At 60.0% G+C, this 17,223-nt stretch carries 20 protein-coding genes; 12 read left to right on the top strand and 8 right to left on the bottom strand.

The features are described 5' to 3' along the window. Window positions 1-16: 16 nt before the first annotated feature. A complete protein-coding gene (locus FBZ99_RS10220; protein WP_145632901.1) occupies window positions 17-2,110 on the bottom strand; it encodes a S9 family peptidase in 2,094 nt (697 codons plus the stop codon). On the opposite strand from FBZ99_RS10220, the gene FBZ99_RS33080 reads away from it, so the two are divergent. After that, complete coding sequence (locus tag FBZ99_RS33080) at window positions 2,097-2,435, top strand: hypothetical protein (protein ID WP_186450300.1); 339 nt, start codon at window positions 2,097-2,099, stop codon at window positions 2,433-2,435. The two genes, FBZ99_RS10220 and FBZ99_RS33080, sit on opposite strands and share 14 nt — an antisense overlap. After that, window positions 2,398-2,787, top strand: coding sequence for a DUF930 domain-containing protein (locus tag FBZ99_RS10215; protein ID WP_069616056.1), 390 nt, complete (start codon window positions 2,398-2,400; stop codon window positions 2,785-2,787). Before FBZ99_RS33080 ends, FBZ99_RS10215 begins: the two co-directional genes overlap by 38 nt. A gap of 77 nt (window positions 2,788-2,864) precedes the next feature. Here FBZ99_RS10215 and FBZ99_RS10210 read toward each other — a convergent pair whose 3' ends face one another. Both FBZ99_RS10210 and FBZ99_RS10205 read right to left on the bottom strand, forming a co-directional pair. Further along, a complete protein-coding gene (locus FBZ99_RS10210; protein ID WP_145632898.1) occupies window positions 2,865-3,197 on the bottom strand; it encodes a chaperone modulator CbpM in 333 nt (110 codons plus the stop codon). 3 nt (window positions 3,198-3,200) lie between these two features. Next, entirely contained in the window at window positions 3,201-4,112 is a 912-nt protein-coding gene (locus FBZ99_RS10205; protein WP_145632895.1) for a DnaJ C-terminal domain-containing protein, read from the bottom strand. A 260-nt stretch (window positions 4,113-4,372) separates the two neighbouring features. On the opposite strand from FBZ99_RS10205, the gene FBZ99_RS10200 reads away from it, so the two are divergent. Next, complete coding sequence (locus tag FBZ99_RS10200) at window positions 4,373-5,164, top strand: polysaccharide deacetylase family protein (RefSeq protein WP_145632892.1); 792 nt, start codon at window positions 4,373-4,375, stop codon at window positions 5,162-5,164. An 11-nt stretch (window positions 5,165-5,175) separates the two neighbouring features. Here the strand turns inward: FBZ99_RS10200 and FBZ99_RS10195 are convergent, their stop codons facing one another. Continuing rightward, window positions 5,176-6,348, bottom strand: a complete 1,173-nt coding sequence (locus FBZ99_RS10195; RefSeq protein WP_145632889.1) for an AI-2E family transporter — start codon at window positions 6,346-6,348, stop codon at window positions 5,176-5,178. Between the two features lie 103 nt (window positions 6,349-6,451). Beyond that, complete coding sequence (locus FBZ99_RS10190; protein ID WP_145632886.1) at window positions 6,452-7,318, bottom strand: VOC family protein; 867 nt, start codon at window positions 7,316-7,318, stop codon at window positions 6,452-6,454. A gap of 326 nt (window positions 7,319-7,644) precedes the next feature. On the opposite strand from FBZ99_RS10190, the gene trhA reads away from it, so the two are divergent. Then, complete coding sequence (trhA, locus tag FBZ99_RS10185) at window positions 7,645-8,313, top strand: PAQR family membrane homeostasis protein TrhA (protein WP_145632884.1); 669 nt, start codon at window positions 7,645-7,647, stop codon at window positions 8,311-8,313. Here trhA and FBZ99_RS10180 read toward each other — a convergent pair. Beyond that, on the bottom strand, window positions 8,288-8,803 hold the full coding sequence (locus FBZ99_RS10180; protein WP_113330786.1) for a hypothetical protein: 516 nt from the start codon (window positions 8,801-8,803) through the stop codon (window positions 8,288-8,290). The genes trhA and FBZ99_RS10180 overlap by 26 nt on opposite strands. Window positions 8,804-9,162: 359 nt before the next feature. Between FBZ99_RS10180 and FBZ99_RS10175 the strand changes: the two genes are divergently transcribed. The 8 genes from FBZ99_RS10175 (at window position 9,163) to FBZ99_RS10140 (ending at window position 16,088) form a co-directional block, all read left to right on the top strand. Then, window positions 9,163-11,559, top strand: a complete 2,397-nt coding sequence (locus FBZ99_RS10175; RefSeq protein ID WP_145632881.1) for a putative monovalent cation/H+ antiporter subunit A — start codon at window positions 9,163-9,165, stop codon at window positions 11,557-11,559. Continuing rightward, entirely contained in the window at window positions 11,556-11,975 is a 420-nt protein-coding gene (locus FBZ99_RS10170) for a Na+/H+ antiporter subunit B (protein ID WP_069616065.1), read from the top strand. Before FBZ99_RS10175 ends, FBZ99_RS10170 begins: the two co-directional genes overlap by 4 nt. Then, window positions 11,975-12,352 carry a Na+/H+ antiporter subunit C gene (locus FBZ99_RS10165; RefSeq protein WP_145632878.1) on the top strand — a complete coding sequence of 126 codons (378 nt, stop codon included), beginning with the start codon at window positions 11,975-11,977 and terminating at the stop codon, window positions 12,350-12,352. The genes FBZ99_RS10170 and FBZ99_RS10165 overlap by 1 nt, the downstream gene beginning before the upstream one ends. A gap of 4 nt (window positions 12,353-12,356) precedes the next feature. Then, complete coding sequence (locus FBZ99_RS10160) at window positions 12,357-13,919, top strand: Na+/H+ antiporter subunit D (RefSeq protein WP_145632875.1); 1,563 nt, start codon at window positions 12,357-12,359, stop codon at window positions 13,917-13,919. After that, a complete protein-coding gene (locus FBZ99_RS10155; RefSeq protein WP_145632872.1) occupies window positions 13,916-14,389 on the top strand; it encodes a Na+/H+ antiporter subunit E in 474 nt (157 codons plus the stop codon). The genes FBZ99_RS10160 and FBZ99_RS10155 overlap by 4 nt, the downstream gene beginning before the upstream one ends. Then, window positions 14,389-14,763: a cation:proton antiporter gene (locus FBZ99_RS10150; protein WP_145632869.1), complete on the top strand. Its 375-nt coding sequence runs from the start codon at window positions 14,389-14,391 to the stop codon at window positions 14,761-14,763. The genes FBZ99_RS10155 and FBZ99_RS10150 overlap by 1 nt, the downstream gene beginning before the upstream one ends. Continuing rightward, window positions 14,763-15,128: a monovalent cation/H(+) antiporter subunit G gene (mnhG, locus tag FBZ99_RS10145; protein WP_145632864.1), complete on the top strand. Its 366-nt coding sequence runs from the start codon at window positions 14,763-14,765 to the stop codon at window positions 15,126-15,128. The genes FBZ99_RS10150 and mnhG overlap by 1 nt, the downstream gene beginning before the upstream one ends. Before the next feature lie 531 nt (window positions 15,129-15,659). After that, a complete protein-coding gene (locus FBZ99_RS10140; protein ID WP_069616071.1) occupies window positions 15,660-16,088 on the top strand; it encodes a MucR family transcriptional regulator in 429 nt (142 codons plus the stop codon). Between the two features lie 72 nt (window positions 16,089-16,160). Here the strand turns inward: FBZ99_RS10140 and FBZ99_RS10135 are convergent, their stop codons facing one another. Continuing rightward, on the bottom strand, window positions 16,161-16,583 hold the full coding sequence (locus tag FBZ99_RS10135) for a SufE family protein (RefSeq protein ID WP_092710230.1): 423 nt from the start codon (window positions 16,581-16,583) through the stop codon (window positions 16,161-16,163). Window positions 16,584-16,712: 129 nt separating this feature from the next. Next, the gene (locus tag FBZ99_RS10130) at window positions 16,713-17,177 is read right to left on the bottom strand and encodes a DUF5330 domain-containing protein (protein WP_113330793.1); all 465 of its coding nucleotides are present in this window, start codon (window positions 17,175-17,177) and stop codon (window positions 16,713-16,715) included. Between the last annotated feature and the right edge of the window lie 46 nt (window positions 17,178-17,223).

The following is a 17,223-nucleotide window of genomic DNA, read 5'->3' as shown; positions in this document are numbered from 1 at the left end:
CCTCCCGCCGTTCGGCTTACATCTTCTCGGCGACCTTGACGGCGAAGGCGTATTCGAACGCGACTTCCTCCAGGCGCTGGAAGCGGCCGGAAGCGCCGCCATGGCCGGCATCCATGTTGGTCTTCAGCAGGATGGGCGCGTCGCTCGTCGTCTTGTCGCGCAGCTTGGCCACCCACTTGGCCGGTTCCCAATAGGTGACGCGCGGGTCGGTGAGGCCGCCAAGTGCGAGGATCGGCGGATAGGGCTTCTCGCCGACATTGTCATAGGGGCTGTAGGCGGCGATCTGCTCGTACTCTTCCTTGCTCTCGATCGGATTGCCCCATTCCGGCCATTCCGGCGGCGTCAGCGGCAGAGTGTCGTCAAGCATAGTGTTGAGCACGTCGACGAAGGGCACGGCGGCGATGATGCCGGCGAATTTTTCCGGCGCCATGTTGGCGACGGCCCCCATCAGCATGCCGCCGGCCGATCCGCCCTCGGCAATGATCTTCGCGTAAGAGGTGAACTTCTGCTGATTTAAATAGTCGGCTGCGGCGATGAAGTCCTTGAAGGTATTGGTCTTTTTTTCCATCTTGCCGTCTTCGTACCAGGCGAAGCCCTTGTCCTTGCCGCCACGGATATGGGCGATAGCATAGACGAAGCCGCGATCGGCGAGCGACAGGCAATTGGTGTTGAAGCCGGCCGGGATGGTGACGCCATAGGCGCCGTAGCCATAGAGCAGGCAGGGGGCGGAGCCGTCCAGCGGCGTGTCCTTGCGATAAAGCAACGTCACCGGTACCGTCTCGCCGTCCCAGGCCGGCGCGAAGACGCGGCGCGTCACATAATCTTCCGGATTGTGGCCGGAGGGCACTTCCTGCGTCTTCAGCAGCGTGCGCTCGCGCGTCACCATATTATAGTCGTAGAGCTGGCTTGGCGTCGTCATCGAGGAATAGGAGAAGCGGATGACATCCGTGTCGTATTCCGCCGCACCTTGCAGGCCGAGCGCATAGGCCTCTTCTTCGAAGGCGATCGCATGCTCCTCGCCGGTACGACGATCGCGGACGATGATGCGCGGCAGGCCGTCCTTGCGCTCCAGCCAGAGGAGATGGCGGGCATAGGCGAGATGGCTGAGGATCAAGGTGCCTGGCTTGTGGGGCACGACCTCGCGCCAGTTTTCCTTGCCTGGGTTCTCCGCCGGCGCTTCCATGATCTTGAAATCCTTGGCGCCGCCGTCATTGGTGAGAATGTAGAAAACGTCGCCACCTTCGCTGATCTCATATTCGATCTCGGTTTCGCGCTCGGCCACGATCTTGGGTTCGGCGGTGAGGTCGGAGGTCGGGATGATGCGATATTCGCTGGTCTCGTGATCGTGGATGTCGATGAAGATGTAATCGTCGAGCAGCGAGCCGCCCACGCCCATGAAGAAGCCCGGATCCTCCTCCTCATAGACGAGCCGGTCGTCGGACTGCGGCGTGCCGATGATGTGATGGAAGATCTTCGAAGGGCGATGGTTCTCATCCTGCAGCGTATAGAAGAAGCTCTTGCCGTCAGGCGCCCAGACGGCGTCGCCGCCGGTGTTCTCGATCACGTCGGCAAGATCCTCGCCGATCTCGAAATTGCGGATCTTCAGCGTGAAATATTCTGAGCCTTTGTCGTCATAGCCCCAGATGCCATGGCTGTGATCGGAGGAGTGATCGAGGCCAGAAAGACGGAAATAGGATTTCCCCTCATTCTCCTTGTCGCCATTCAGTAGCAGCTTGCGTTCCCCGCCGTTGCGCGGCTCGCGGAAGAAATGGGGCTGTTCGCCGCCGGTAACGAAAAGTGTGCCGTAAGCGTAGGGGCCATCCTTCATCGGTATCGAGCTGTCGTCTTCCTTGATACGGCCCTTCATCTCGCCGAAGAGGACCTTCTGCAGCTCCTTCGTGTCCGCCATCGCGGCGTTCATGTAAGTGTTCTCGGCTTCCAGATGCGACCGGATTTCCGGCGCCAGGATCGACGGGTCCTTGAACATGGCCTGCCAGTTGTCGGCCCGCAGCCACGCATAATCGTCGGTGCGGGTAATGCCGTGGCGTGTATCCGTAAACGGTTTTTTCGCAGCGGCGGGCGGGGTGGGAAGATTCTTGAAAACTGACACGAGGGGCGCTTTCTCTGGAGTGAAAGTCGGATGTGAAGTGAAGAGAGAAATAGAGGGCAGCGAGGTGAGGTTCAAGCGCCAAGTCTGTCCCTCAAGCTTCATGCAAGCAGCCGATATTAGTTTTACTCGAACAGGCAGCTTGCGGGAGACCGCATCGCGGCGCTGCCTTGATGAGACCACATTCTTTATCGAAGTCGGCATACAGTGCGTCGACATGAAGGCGGTCAAAGCCTTCTCTGATGGAGCGAACGCACTCAAATCCAAAACAATGCAAGGGACCGGTCTTCATGCTGAAACTCTTCGCCATCCTGATTCCATTGGTTAGCGTCGCCACCTCCGCCTTCGCCGTCGATGCGGCTATCAAGAAGCAGTTGGAGAAGCTCGATCCGTCGGAGCGAATGGAGCAGGCATGCGATGCAGAGGCCATGAAGCGGATCGGTACGGACAAGACGGGGTTCAAGCCGGACAAGGTGATCGCCTACACATTCGGCGATCCGGATATGAAGCCGGATGCCATGAATGCCCCCGGTGCGGTCTTTCGCAGTAAGGGTGACTGGTATCACCTCTCCTATACGTGCGTGACCGGGCCGCAGCATATTCATGTCCGCGATCTGAGCTATCAGATCGGCGACAAGGTGCCGCGCGACGCCTGGCAGGAGCATTATCTTTACGATTGAGCGCCGATGACGCATCAAGGGCCGCCCCGGAGATCACTTCATGGCGGCCACGCTCCATTCTGAGGTAGTTTCCAACCTTATCGCCGTCTCAGCGATTCCACTCGTGTCAGCTCCGACAGGATGTGATCCTGCACATCGGGCGGCTGCCGGCACACGGCATCCGTCAGGTCCCGCAGTGTCGCTCTGAGGCTGTGAAGCTGATCCACCAGATCCATGACGACATCGACGCCGGGCTCGTTGACGCCCATCGATTTGCTGAGATCAAGAATGAGCCGGCCGCGCGCAATGTCGGCTTCGCGGAAATTGCGGCCTTGATCGGTGACTTCGGGCACGACCCAGCCCTGAGATATCCAGACTTCCAGCACCGTGGTTTCGATCCGGAGGTGAAGTTGAAACTCGTTCTCGTTCATCGCTTATCCTCCCATGGTCTTTCTGGGATCTTGCGCCTTGCCTGCCTCCCAATCTGAAACGAAGCGCGTCAGCTCGGGGTCCGGCGTATCCGGCAGGACGATCTTCAGCGAGACATAGGCATCGCCATTGTCCTTGCCACGCACGGGTGCGCCCTTGCCCTTCAAGCGCAACACCTTGCCCGTATTGGAGTTCGGCGGCAGCGTCACGGTGACGGCTCCCGACGGCGTCGGGACGCGAATCTTGCCACCGAGCACAGCTTCGGCCAGCGAGATCGGCACTTCCAATCGGATATCGTCGCCATCGCGCGTGTAGAAGCGGTGCGGCCGAACATGCACGGCGATCAGCGCGTCCCCGGGTTTCCCGCCGTTGAAGCCGGGATCGCCCTTGCCCTTCAGGCGTAGCGTCTGCCCATCGCGTGTCCCCGGTGGAATTTGGACGTCGAGCGCCGGCCCCTCGGGCAGGCTGATCTGCTTCTTGGCGCCATTGATGGCGTCGAGAAAATCGACCTCCATCGTATAGTGACGGTCTTGACCCTGCATTTGCGATTGGCCTCGGCTGCGCCGCGAGAAGAAGCTGGAAAATATATCGTCGGCATCGCCGAAATCGGCAAAGCCGCCCGCATTCTGATAGCGGCCGCGCTGGCCTTCCTGCGCTGCATAATCGCGATAGTAGTTGCGCGGCGCCTGCTCGGCACCGCTGCTGTCGATCTCGCCACGGTCGAACCGCCCGCGTTTCTCCTCATCGCCGAGAATGCCATAGGCCGCCGAGACTTCCTTGAATTTGTCCTCGGCCTGCTTGTCACCCGGGTTGAGATCTGGGTGAAGCTTCTTGGCAAGCTTGCGATAGGCGCTTTGAATGTCTTTTTGCGGGGCGTCCTGCTTTACGCCCAAAATTTCATAGGGATCGCGACTCATACATGTCTCTCTTCGGGAGCACGGAAAGATACGCAGATAGTGCTAGGGTAGGCTCATATCAATCGTATCATAGACGCGGTCAGGTTGAAGCCCGGACTTGGCAGCTTTCATGTCCGTCGCCATTGTGATGTGAAATGGGGGCTGCCGCCGCCGCTTTGCCATATTTCCGGCGTCTTGCCGGATAATGGCGAGCGGTGTGGCTGGGCTGGTAATCAAGCGCCCGCCGAATTTTGTTTGCCTGATCCACCGGTGGCCGTCCGATGAAACGCCTGTTGCTCGCTTCCTCACTCCTTCTTGCCGCGGCGGCCGCCTTTGCCGCGCAGCCCGAGCAGCCGCCTGCCGGTTGGCCGCAGCTGCCGCCGAAGGCGCCGGTTTCGAAGATCAAGCTTGTGGAGCCGCATCTGCATGTCGATCGTGCCGGCAAGGGGGCTCCCCGCATCGCGCTCACCTTCGATGCCTGCATGGGCAAGACCGACCCACGCATTTTGAGCACCCTCGTCGATCAGCGCATTCCGGCGACGATCTTCGTCACCGCGCGCTGGCTGCGTACCAATCCGGATGCATTGAAGGTCTTCCTTGCGCATCCGGATCTCTTCGAGCTGGAAAATCACGGTCAAAACCATATCCCCGCCGTCGATGTCCCGACCAAAGTCTATGGCATTGCCGCCGCCGGTTCGCCGCAGGCGGTCGCCCAGGAGGTGAAGGGTGGTGCGGACGCCATGATCGCAGCCGGCATTCCGCAACCGCGCTGGTTCCGCGGCGCGACCGCGAAATACACGCCTGCCGCCATCATGCAGATCCGTGGCATGGGCTATCGGATCGCCGGTTACTCGGTGAATGGCGACAGCGGTTCGCTTCTGCCGGCCAAGATGGTGGAAAAGCAATATGTCTCCGCCAAGGACGGCGATGTCATCATCTCCCACATCAATCAGCCGACGCATACGGCAGGCGAGGGGGTCGCGGCCAGCATCCTCGCGCTGAAGGCCAAGGGCGTCGATTTCGTTCGTCTGCAGGATATCCCCGAAAAGGGTGACGACGACACGACCAACTGAGCGGTCGAGTGCTAGCCCGGCAATTGCGGCTGCGTTTTTTCCTCGATGAAAAGCTCGTCAATGACGGTCATGACGATCAGCGACAGCGGCAGCGCCAGCATGGCGCCGACCGCGCCCCACATCCATGTCCAGAAGATGATGGCCAGAAAGACGACGAAGGGATTGAGCTCCCATTGGCGGCCCATGATCGCCGGGAAGACTAGGTTTTCCACGGTTAGATGCACTGCGAAGAAGGCGACGGCCGGCGCCAGACCGAAAATGATGTCCGAATGCGTGATGATGCCGGCGATCGCGAGCGCGATCGTCATGGCGGTGACGCCGAGGAATGGGATGAAGCTGGATAAGAACGCGAAAACGCCCCACAGCACCGGCACGCTCATTCCGCCGACATAGGCAATCAGGGTCATCGCGAGGCCGATCCCGGCATAAATCAGCGAAGCCGTCGCAAAATAGAAGCCGAGCACCCGCTCCACGGCATTGATGATGCGGATGGCATTCAGTCGAGATGCCCTGCTGGAAAAGGTCATGATGATCGTCTTGCGCAGGCTTACCCTGCCGGCAAGGAATAGCAGCAGGGCTGCAAAGAAGATCAGGATCTGCACGATGGCGGGTGTCAGGCTGGTGGACACGACATGCAACACGTTGCCGCTGTTCTCCAGCAGGGTGTTGATCGACATCGGGCTGCCTTGAAAGGTTTCGGAAGAAATGTGCAGCCATTGAAACCGGTCGAGATAGGGCATCAGCCGGTCGGATGTGCGCTGGAAGAAGTCGGGCGCCTGCTGTGCGAGCTTGGCGATCGGTTCGGCGAGCGCATTGATGATGAGGAAGATCACCAGGGCAACGCTGGAGGAAAGAATGACGGCATTTAGAACGCGGGGAATGCCGAGCTTGCTGAGCCTTTCGGCCGCCAAGCCGAGAATCATTCCCACGACGACGGCAAGCGTCACCGGAATGAGGATCAGTGACATCGTGTAGACGGCGGCGAAGGCCAACATGAGGAAGATGCCGATCGTTGCCCAGGAGGCGGCAATGTTGAGCTTGTCGCGTCCTCGCTGGTCGGAGAGACCGAAAATCTCCGTTTCGTCGTCTTTCGCACGGGATGCGTTGCGATCGATACCCGGGCCGACATCCTGCGACGCGGTTGCTGCATCCGATTGGCCGGCGGCGATTTTGTCGAATTCCATCCCGAGAAAGTTCCCCGAAGGCAGGATCGCCTCGCTACTTCAACGCGAAAAGCCCGCCGCGGTTCCGCAACGGGCTTGTCGAATGGCGGTCGGATCGGAAAAGTCAGGCGATGAGATTAAGTCCGATACCCCACGGATCGCGCAGCGATATGCCGCCGTCGCGCTTCTCCGTCTTGATTTCGTGCTGCTCCAGGGCGGCTACGGCCTTGTCCAGGGCTGCCTTGTCGTTGAAGCGCAACGTATAGTCGGAAAGACCGGTCATATGTTCGCTGCGTATGCCGGCGCCGCGGCTGTTCCAGGTATTGGCGCCGAGATGATGGTGATAGCCGCCGGTCGCAAGGAAGGTCGCGCCGGGATAGCGCGCCGCCATGACCTTCATGCCGAGGACGTCGCGATAGAAGGCGTTGGCTTCGGCAACATCGCCGACCTGCAGATGGATATGGCCGATTGCCGATCCTTCGGCCATACCGTCCCAGCGATCCTGCGGGGCGCTTTCGTAGAGCTTCTGCAGATCAAGCCGGAGCGTCGCCATTTCGACCGTGCCGTCATCGTGGAAGGTCCATTCCTCATGCGGGCGGTCGGCGTAGATTTCGATGCCGTTGCCTTCGGGGTCGGACAGGTAGATGGCTTCGCTGACGATATGGTCCGAAGCGCCTTCCAGCACCACATTCTTATGGGCGGCATGACGAAGCCAGCGCGCAAGCTCGACACGGCTCGGCAGCAGGAACGCGGTATGGAACAGGCCGGCCGCCGTCTTCGGTGCGCGCACCGCAGCCCGATCGGTTGTCAGCGTCAGAAGGGGAAGACCGGCGACACCGAGGACCTCGCCGCTCGCTGTCTTCTCGATGACCTTCAAACCCAGCATGTCCTGATAGAAGCGGGATACCAGCGCCACGTCGGTAACGACGAGGTGCGACTGGCCAACATAGGCGGGACGGGTCAGGGCGTAGGAGGAGGCAGTTTCGGTCATGGTATCAGTTCCAACCTTGGGATGGGGTCTCGAAAAGGCAACCGGCGTCGGCGGCAAGGGCCGCCGGTGGCGGACAGGAGGGTTTCGCCGGTTGATATGCCTTTTTGATCCTCTGGTCCGCTGTACTTACATATTCATATGGCGGATTTCGATTGTTCACAGAAGGCCATAAATTGCGGATTGAGCGTTCGCTTTCCATTGACAAGCGATCAGTAGGCCTATGGCAAGCCGTTCACGAAGATTGATCGATGTGCGCGTTTGGCGCAGTTGTCTCCTCTTGTTTCTAGTGCAAGGATCGGTCTCCAACGAAAACGGAACCGGATGATATGACTGAATACAGAGGCATCCGCTGGGCCTATGATCGCTATGAGATCATCGCAGACGGTATCGTCAATGGTGTCGGCGTGGTCCTCGCGCTGATCGGCGCCACCGTGCTGATCTTCTATGCGACGGTTTGGAGCTCCCACGGCGAAATCGCCGCCGCCTGGATCTATGGCGTCGGCCTGGTGCTGACGCTCGGAATGTCCTTCACCTATAATCTATGGCCCGTATCCAGGACGAAATGGTTTCTGCGCCGCTTCGACCACTCTTTCATCTATGTCCTGATCGCCGCTACTTACACCCCCTTTCTGGAGCGCGGATCCGAGGACCCGCTGCTGCTTGGCGTGCTGATCGCCGTCTGGGTGTTTGCGGCGTTCGGTATCGTCCTGAAAGTCCTTTTTCCAGGACGCTTCGATCGGCTGGCGATCCTGCTTTACCTTGCAATGGGCTGGAGCGGCATCCTCGTCGCCAAGCCGGTTTCCATGCATATCCCATTCGCCTCGATGCTGCTCATTATCATCGGCGGCGTCATCTATTCGCTCGGCGTGATCTTTCACGTCTGGGAAAAGCTGCGCTTCCAGAATGCGATCTGGCATGGCTTCGTGGTTGCCGCCGCCGCCGTGCATTATTCGGCGGTACTGACCTGCTTCAGCCTGTCGCCGGAAAACTTTTGACGATCTCCGCCGTCGGCGTGCATTTCTTCGTTGAGCGCAGGCTGCGCACGAGGCGCATGACGATGGCGTCGTAGCGCTGCATGTCCGCCTTCGAGTAATCCATCTGGAAGAAGGCCGCGGCACCGTTGCAGAGCGCGACCCCACGCACGTAGACGATCCGCCCCTGCCTGGTGCCGGAAAAGCTGATGCCGCGCGAATTCGATTTCGAATAGGAAATCTTCCAGCCTTGGTCTCTGGCAAGCGCCACGCGCCCATTCGCTTCCGATGCAAAATCGCCATTGGCAACCATCGTGCCGAAGACCTGCAGCGAAGCGGAGCGATCTGCCGGCGATAGCGACAGCCGATCGGTATCCTCGGAAGAGGCGGCAAGATGGAATTCCGACGGCAGCTCGATCGCGTAGCCAAAGCCTGCATTGTCATAGGACCACCAGTCCGCGGCAAAGGCCGGGGCGGGGAAAAGAAGCAGGAGGGCGATCAGGCGGGCGAGCATTGCGGTTTCCGGGAGGCGGGATCTGCAAACCGATCAAGATTAGCGCTTTTTTGAGCGCAATTTCCATAGCGGTTCGGAAAATACCGATAAATTAGCGCAAATTCATTACAACTTCATTGCGAGCCATGCAGGAATAGCAAGGAATTCTGCAATGCTGCGACGTTCAAACCGGCATCGCAGGCTTCCGGACGATCATTGAATCCTGCAACCTCCACGGTTGCTGGCAGCAAAAATCGATTTCGGTGGTTTACGTCCGGTTTTCCCTTGTCAGGGCTTGAGGCGATGTGTCCTTTCGCCTATCCCTTCAAGACCGCTCCGGCTTTGCCGGATTCTGCATGAACGTTCAGTAAGGGGGGAGCATGGCCGCCGCCACCGCGGGCCTGACATTCCTGGCTCTATGCCTGCCCTTTCTCGGTGCGCTGACCGCGCCGGTTGTCGTTCGGCGTTTGGGCCACAATGCGGCGTGGCTCCTGGCGCTGCTTCCCGCTCTTGCCTTTCTGCATTTTTCGAGCTTCCTTTCCGCCGTTGCAGCCGGCGGCATCCAAACTGGCGGTTTCGATTGGGTGCCGAGCCTTGATCTCCGGTTCTCCTGGCTGATTGATGGCCTGTCGCTGACCTTTGCGCTGCTCATCACCGGCATCGGCACGCTGATCGTCCTCTATGCCGGCGGCTATCTGAAGGGGCATGTCGATCTCGGCCGCTTCTTCTCCTTCATCTTCCTCTTCATGGGCTCAATGCTCGGCCTCGTCGTCTCGGACAGCTTCCTCACGCTGTTCGTCTTCTGGGAACTGACCTCGATCACTTCCTTCCTGCTGATCGGCTTCGATCATCATCGGGAAGCGTCGCGACGGGCGGCGCTGCAGGCGCTGGTCGTGACCGGCGGCGGCGGGCTGCTGTTCCTGGCGGGCCTGTTGTTGATCTGGCAGATCACAGGCATCGGCGCGATGTCCGATCTCCTGAAGGCTGGCGATGTCCTGCGCGCAAGCCCGCTCTATCTGGCGGCCCTGATCCTGGTGCTTGGTGGGGCCTTCACCAAATCGGCGCAGTTTCCCTTTCATTTCTGGCTGCCGAATGCCATGGAGGCGCCGACTCCGGTCTCGGCCTATCTGCATTCGGCAACCATGGTGAAGGCAGGCGTCTATCTGCTGATGCGGCTCAATCCGATCATGGGCGGGACGATGGCCTGGCAGACGATCCTGCCGGTCTTCGGCGCGGCGACCTTGCTTGTCGGAACTTTGCTTGCCATCCGCCAGACCGACTTGAAGCTGAAGCTCGCCTATACGACGGTCTCCTCGCTCGGCCTGCTGGTGATGCTCACCGGTTTCGGCACCGATTATGCCGTCGAAGCCGCCGTCCTCTATCTGGTCGCGCATTCCCTGTTCAAGGGCGCCTTGTTCATGGTCGCCGGCATCGTCGATCATGAAACGGGAACACGCGACATCACCCGGCTGGGCGGCTTGCGCTCGGCCATGCCGTTGACCTTTGTCGCTGCCTTTGTCGCTGCCATATCGATGGGAGGGCTGCCCCCGGCTTTCGGGTTCCTCGCGAAGGAGGAAATCTATGCCGCGCTGGCACAGGCATCGCCGGCTGCCATCATCCTCACCCTCATCGCCGTGGCGGGCAATGCGCTGATGTTTGCCATCGCCTTTGCCGTGGCGCTGAAGCCCTTCGTCGGCCCGCTGACCGAGACGCCTCGCCCGCCGCATGAGGCGCCCCCATTGCTCTGGCTCGGACCGGTCACGCTTGCTTTACTCGGCATCGCTTCGGCTTTGTTCTCGGGCCTTTGGCACGAGTATGTCTCTTCGCCGATGGCAAGCGCGGTCGGCGACAAGGGATTGGAGATTTCGGTCTCCTTGATCCCCCATATTGGTCTGCCTCTGGCGCTTTCTCTGCTGACCGTGCTGATCGGCGTCATCGTCTACTGGCAGCTCGATCGCGCCCGTTTCCTGATGTCCGTCGTTCTGCGTGCCCTCGGGCCGGGGCCGGATCGCGGTTTCGATGGATTCATCTCCGGTCTGGTGCGGCTGTCGCACATCGTCTCGCGGCTGCTGCAGCCAGGGCGGCTGGAAATCTACGTCACCGTCACTTTCCTTTGCCTGGCGGCAATGTTGCTGATTCCTCTCGCTGCTCATGGCGAGCTGCCCGCGATGCCGGCATGGCCGAACCTGCAGTGGCATGAGGCAACGATCTTTTTGATTGCCGTCATCGGCGTTGTTGCGGTCGTCTTTGCGCGGGACCGGCTAACGGCGATCGTTTCGCTCGGCATCCAGGGCTTTGCCGTCGCCGTCATTTTCCTGCTGTTCGGCGCACCGGATCTTTCCTTCACGCAGTTCATGGTCGAGACGCTTGCGGTGGTGATTCTGGCGCTTGTCATGACGCGGCTGCGGCTTTCGCCGTCCGATCGCCGGCCGCCGCTCGCCAGGATCGCCCATGCCGTGCTCGCCATTGCCTGCGGCAGCGGTTTTACGCTCCTGCTGCTGAAGGCGACCGAAGCGCCGTTCGATCTGACGCTGACCGCCTTCTTCAATCAATATTCGAAGCTGATCGCGCATGGCGACAATGTGGTCAACGTCATCATCGTCGACTTCCGCGGCACGGATACGCTCGGCGAAATCGCTGTCGTCGCCATGACCGGGCTTGCCATCCTGGCGCTGATCCGCATCCGCGCCGGCGGCGAGCGCAAGCTTGCAGCCAACGATCCCGATCTTGAGGGGAAGCCCGGTTTCGAGGAAGGGATGGAGGCCGAGCGCTCATGAACACGCTGATCTTCCGCACCGCGGCGCCGTTTTTGACGGCCCTGATGTTGCTCTTCTCCATCTTTGTGCTGCTGCGCGGTCATAACGAGCCCGGCGGCGGCTTTATCGGCGGCCTGATCGCGGCTTCGGCGCTCGCGATCTATGGCATTGCTTGCGGCGTGACGGCCGTCCGCCGCGCGATCATCTTTCATCCGCTGGCGATTGCCGGTTTCGGCCTGCTTGCCTCGACCCTTGCCGGCTTGGTGTCCGTCTTTGCCGGCGTGCCGTTCATGACGGGGCTGTGGATCTATCCGCATCTCTTCGGTGTCGAGGTGCCGCTTTCCACCGTCATGCTCTTCGACACCGGCGTCTATCTGGTCGTCGTCGGCGCCATCACCTCGATCGCGCTCGCGCTCGAAGAGCGGGAGGTGGATTGATGGAGGCCGTCTTCGCCGTCGTCGTCGGCATCTTCTTCACCGCTGCGATCTATCTGATGCTGTCGCGATACTCGATCCGCATCATGCTCGGCATCGCGATCCTCGGCAACGCCGTCAACCTTCTGCTGTTCACGGCCGGCCGGGTCACGCCCGAAGTGCCGCCCATCATTCAGAAAGGCAAGACCACGCTCGATCTTGCAGCGGCCAATCCGCTGCCGCAGGCCTTGATCCTGACAGCGATTGTCATCTCCTTCTCGTTCCTCGCTTTTCTGCTTGTCCTGACCTATCGGGCCTATCAGGCCTTGAAGACCGACAATACGGGCGAGATGCGGCTCGCTGAACCGGAGGAGCGGCCGCTGCCGCCCCTGGGGTACTGACGCCATGGCTGGACCCACGGATACCGCAGTTGATCTTTCCCAGGCGCTGGTCGCAGCGCCGATACCGATGGGACATTGGCTCGTCATTTTGCCGGTCGTCTTGTGTATCGGGCTCGGCGCGCTTCTTCTGATGCTGCGCAATCGTACCGAATGGCATGCCGCGATCGCCATTCCCGGCCTTGCGCTATTAGTGCTGATCGATGCCGCCTTGCTCTACCGGGTCGTCAGCGACGGCGCCGTGACCATGGTGATGGGGCGATGGCTGCCGCCCTTCGGCATCGCCTTCACCGTCGATATTTTTGGCGCGCTCATGGCTTTGACGGCGGCGGTGGTTGCGCTCGCAGCGGGTTTCTATTCTCTTGGCGAAATCACGGTGAGTGGTCGGCGATATGGCTTCTTTCCATTCCTGATGCTGCTGCTCGCCGGCGTTAGCGGCGCCTTCCTGACGGGCGATGTCTTCAACCTCTACGTCTGGTTCGAGGTGCTGCTGATCTCGTCTTTTGGCCTGCTGATCCTTGGCTCGGAGCCGGAGCAGATCGACGGTGCGCTGAAATATGCTGTCCTCAACCTGATCGCCACCACGCTCTTTCTCGTCTCCGTGGGCTATCTCTACGCCGTCTTCGGCACGCTCAACATGGCCGATATCGCGCTGAAGGCGAGGGCGGGTGATAGCAACGCACCGCTGATGACGCTGGTCGGCCTATTCCTGCTGGCCTTCGGCATGAAGGCTGCCGCCTTTCCGGTCAATTTCTGGCTCCCGGCCTCCTATCACACGCCACGCATCACCGTTTCGGCGATTTTTGCCGGCTTGCTGACCAAGGTCGGCGTCTATGCGCTGATCCGGGTTCTGGTCATGCTACTGCCTGTCGAGCGGGTGGAGCTTGGTCCGCTCGTCGCGGTCGTTGCTATTGCCACCATGCTTGTCGGCGTCGTCGGAGCGCTGGGGGCAAACGATATCAGGCGCATGCTCGGCTATATCGTCATCTCCGGTATCGGAACCATGCTTGCGGGTGTCGCTCTCGGCAGTGCCGACGGCCTCAGCGGCGCGATCTTCTATGCACTGCATTCGATGGTGCTGATGACGGCACTTTACTTGCTTGCAGGGCAGGCGGCTCGGCTCGGCGGCAGCTTTTCCTTGAGCGCCCTCGGTGGCCTCTATCGCCGCAACGGCTGGTTTGCCGGCATCTCGCTGGTGCTGTTCTTCGCCATCAGCGGCTTGCCGCCCTTTTCCGGCTTCTGGCCGAAGGTCGTGCTCGTGAAGGCGGCGTTCGCGACGGGCGCATGGTGGCTTGCCGCAACAATCCTTTTGGCCGGTTTCCTGACGACAATCGTGTTCGGGCGGGTATTTCTCCTGGCCTATTGGCGCCCGGCGGCGGCAGATGGGATCGCAGCGGAGCCGATTGCATGGCAGGCGGCGCTGCCGCTCCTTGCTCTTTCTCTGCTTGTCGTCGGTTTTGGCCTGTTTCCGGAATGGCTCCTGCACCTAACGCAGGCCGCCGCTGCCGGCCTTGAGCAACCGTCGGCCTATCTGCGCTCGGTCTTCCCCACGGCAGGAGGTGCGCAATGATCCTGTTCGTCTTCAACCTGCTGCTCGCCATCGTCTGGGCCGCCATCACCGGCAGCGCTTCCTTCATCAATCAGGTCTTCGGATTCGCCCTTGCGGCAATTGCGCTGGCGATCGTCCGCTCGTCCTATGGCGGCGTGCTTTATCTTGGCCGTGTCCGCCGTATTTTGGCATTACTGTTGCTGTTCATCCGGGAGCTCGCCAAGTCGGTCTGGGCGGTCGCCGTCGCCGTCATGAGCCCTAGGATGGACGTGAAGCCCGGTATCTTCGCCTTTTCCTTGACGGTCGATCGCGATTTCGAAATCACGCTGCTTGCCAATCTTATCACGCTGACGCCGGGAACTCTGTCCGTCGACGTCTCCGAGGATCGCAAGACGCTCTATGTCCATGCGCTCGATTGCTCCGATCCGGAGGCCATCAGGCGCAGCATCGCCGATGGCTTCGAGCGCCGGATCATGGAGGCCTTCCGGTGATGGCCGCGTCCGTCGTTTCGGCCGCCGCGATGGTGGCGCTGGGCATTCTGAGCATTGCCTTCCTGTTGACCGTCTATCGTGTGGTGGCCGGCCCGACCTTGCCGGACCGCGTTCTCGCGCTCGACATGCTGGTGGCGATCGCCATCGGCTTCATCGCCATCATCGCCATCAAGACGGGTTTCACGCTCTATATCGATATTGCCATCTCGCTCGGTCTCGTCGGCTTTCTCGCGACCGTCGCCTTCGCACGGTTCATCCTGACACAGGGGCAATCGGATGCCGTGCAACAGGCTGGCGCAGGACCGGATGAGAATATCGCAGCCGAAGGCAAAAAGGGTCGTAAGCACCGCGGGCGGAAGAAGGAAGGGCGATAGTGGATTTGCTTTGGGCCGTCATAGTAACCGTGCTTCTACTTTCGGGTGCGCTGTTCTCGCTCATCGCAGCGATTGGCATCGTGCGTCTTCCCGATCTCTACAGCCGTATGCATGCGGCGTCGAAGGCGGGTACGGTCGGCTCCGGCCTGCTGCTACTTGCAGTCGGTATCCACTCGCAGGACATATCGGTCCTGGCAAGAGCGTTGGCGGGTTTCGTCTTTTTCGTGCTGACGGCACCGATCGCAGCACATCTTCTCGCGCGGGCGGCACACAGGGCTGGACATCGGCTGACGCCGCCTTCCGTGCGGGATGAACTGCTGGCGAGGGAGCAGATCACCAAAGGCGCGTATAGAAAGAAGGGCTAACAAACGTGGAAATTGTTCAGAAAGGAATAGCTGTTCGCGTTATTAGTTATCTGTTTTTTAGTAGATGAATTTTTTGCGAAGAAATGTAGGGATTAAAAACTGGACATTTGGATAAAGAGTGCTAATTCAGATTCAAGTAGAGTTCTGATGTTGAGTTAGTCTCGACCGGGTTTAAGCTCTCGATGCTTTTATCTTTCTTTGATGAAAAGCTGAGCAAAACTTTCTTCCGGTAAGTGATTAAAGATCGCTATCGCGGTCGCTAATTCTGATGTCAGGCGGCAAGGGGCGGTTTTCTCTCACGTGAGGTCTAGGGGTGGATTTCATGCGGAAAGAAATTTGGTTTTATCCACCGTTTTCTTGCTGGTGACTGCTACGAATACGAGCAATGCGTTTGTGCGGATTGTTCGGCGCTGGGACATAGCGAAATCGACAGATTTCCGTAGCCGAGCGCAAAATATATAGCAACGTTGTGCCCTGCGTGCTCTCCGGAGGCGCGGACGCAGCAGGCAAGCCGATGAACAGGAGAACACAATGACAGATGCGGCCCTTGGCAACGGGCAGGAGTTACTGGTTGAACTGACTGCCGACATTGTTGCGGCCTATGTCAGCAACCATGTCGTACCGGTCAGCGACCTTCCGAATTTGATTTCCGACGTACATTCCGCCTTGAGCAGCACCTCGGCTCCGGCACCTGCCGTAACCGTGGTCGAAAAGCAGAAGCCGGCCGTATCCGTTCGCAAATCCGTGCAGGATGACCAGATCACCTGCCTCGAATGTGGCGGCAGCTTCAAGTCTTTGAAGCGCCATCTCATGACCCATCATGGTCTTTCGCCGGAAGAATATCGCGAAAAGTGGGACCTCGCTGCCGATTATCCGATGGTGGCACCAGCCTATGCGGAAGCCCGTTCGCGCCTGGCAAAGGAAATGGGCCTCGGCCAACGTCGCAAGCGCGGCCGCTGAGAGTTCCATAACGACCTTAAAGATAACCCGGCTTTTGGGCCGGGTTATCCCCATGTTGGCTGCAGGAGCGGCCTATGCCGCGGCCCTGACACGAGCCTCTTCGCGAATGCGTTTGATCATCGAGCGCAATCCGTTGGCGCGCTGCGAGGACAGATGTTCCACCAGCCCGATCTTCCCGAAGACATCGAGTGCGTCGAGAGCCGCAATTTCCGAAGCTGGCTTGCCGGAATAGGTGGCAAGCACGATCGCCACCAGCCCGCGCACGATATGCGCGTCCGAATCGCCTTCAAAGGTCAATATCGGATTGTCCGGATCGCCAGATGCATGCGTGACGAGCCAGACCTGGCTCGCACAGCCCTGTACCTTGTTTTCCAGAGTCCGCTTTTCCTCCGGCAGGTCGGGCAGCGCCTTGCCGAGCTCGATCACAAAGCGGTAGCGATCCTCCCATTCGTCCAGGAAGGAAAAGTCTTCGATGATCTTCTCAAGCGGTGTCATTGCAGCAGTCCAGATTGTCCATTGTCTTGGATATAGGCGAAACGGTGCCCGATTTGAACCCGGGACGACAAAGAACGCCACCGACCATAGGGGGCGGCGGCGCTGAAGTTGGGGCCAATGGAAAAAATGTCAGATATGTGGGCGCGGCATCGGCAGCGGAATGGAGGACGGCAGCTTGACCGTGCCGGTAACGACGGCGTCGGCCGTTTCTGTACCCGTGATGCGCTTGGCCGGCATCGGCTGCGCCATGGCGGCAACCTGATCGGTGCCCGTGTGAGCCGTTGCGGCAGCTGCCTGCGGATTTGCGGCTTGATCCTTGAAGTGACGGCCGAGCATGTCGTAGGCGACGCGAGCGCCGTCGCCGACCTGATAGCCGAGCGCCGTCAGCGTTTCGCCGCCCTTGGCACAGACATCCGGCTTCTCGTTGCACATGGCGCCGACATATTGAACGACGCCCGATGCAGCCGAAATCGCATCGGAAACCTGCAGCGTCGCTTCACCTGCCGGCCGCGGCGCACCCTCGGGCTTTGCAAAGATCGGCAGGAACATGAGAACCAGCGAAAACCAGAACCCTGCTCTAATCAGAAACCACATCGCCTAGCCCCATCCTCTCTGTCGCTCGGCTCGATCGCCGATTCGG

Source organism: Rhizobium sp. ERR 1071 (assembly GCF_007828675.1).
GTDB lineage: Bacteria > Pseudomonadota > Alphaproteobacteria > Rhizobiales > Rhizobiaceae > Rhizobium > Rhizobium dioscoreae.
The sequence above is the reverse complement of the archived record's forward strand: the minus strand, read 5'-3'. Positions and strand labels throughout refer to the sequence as shown.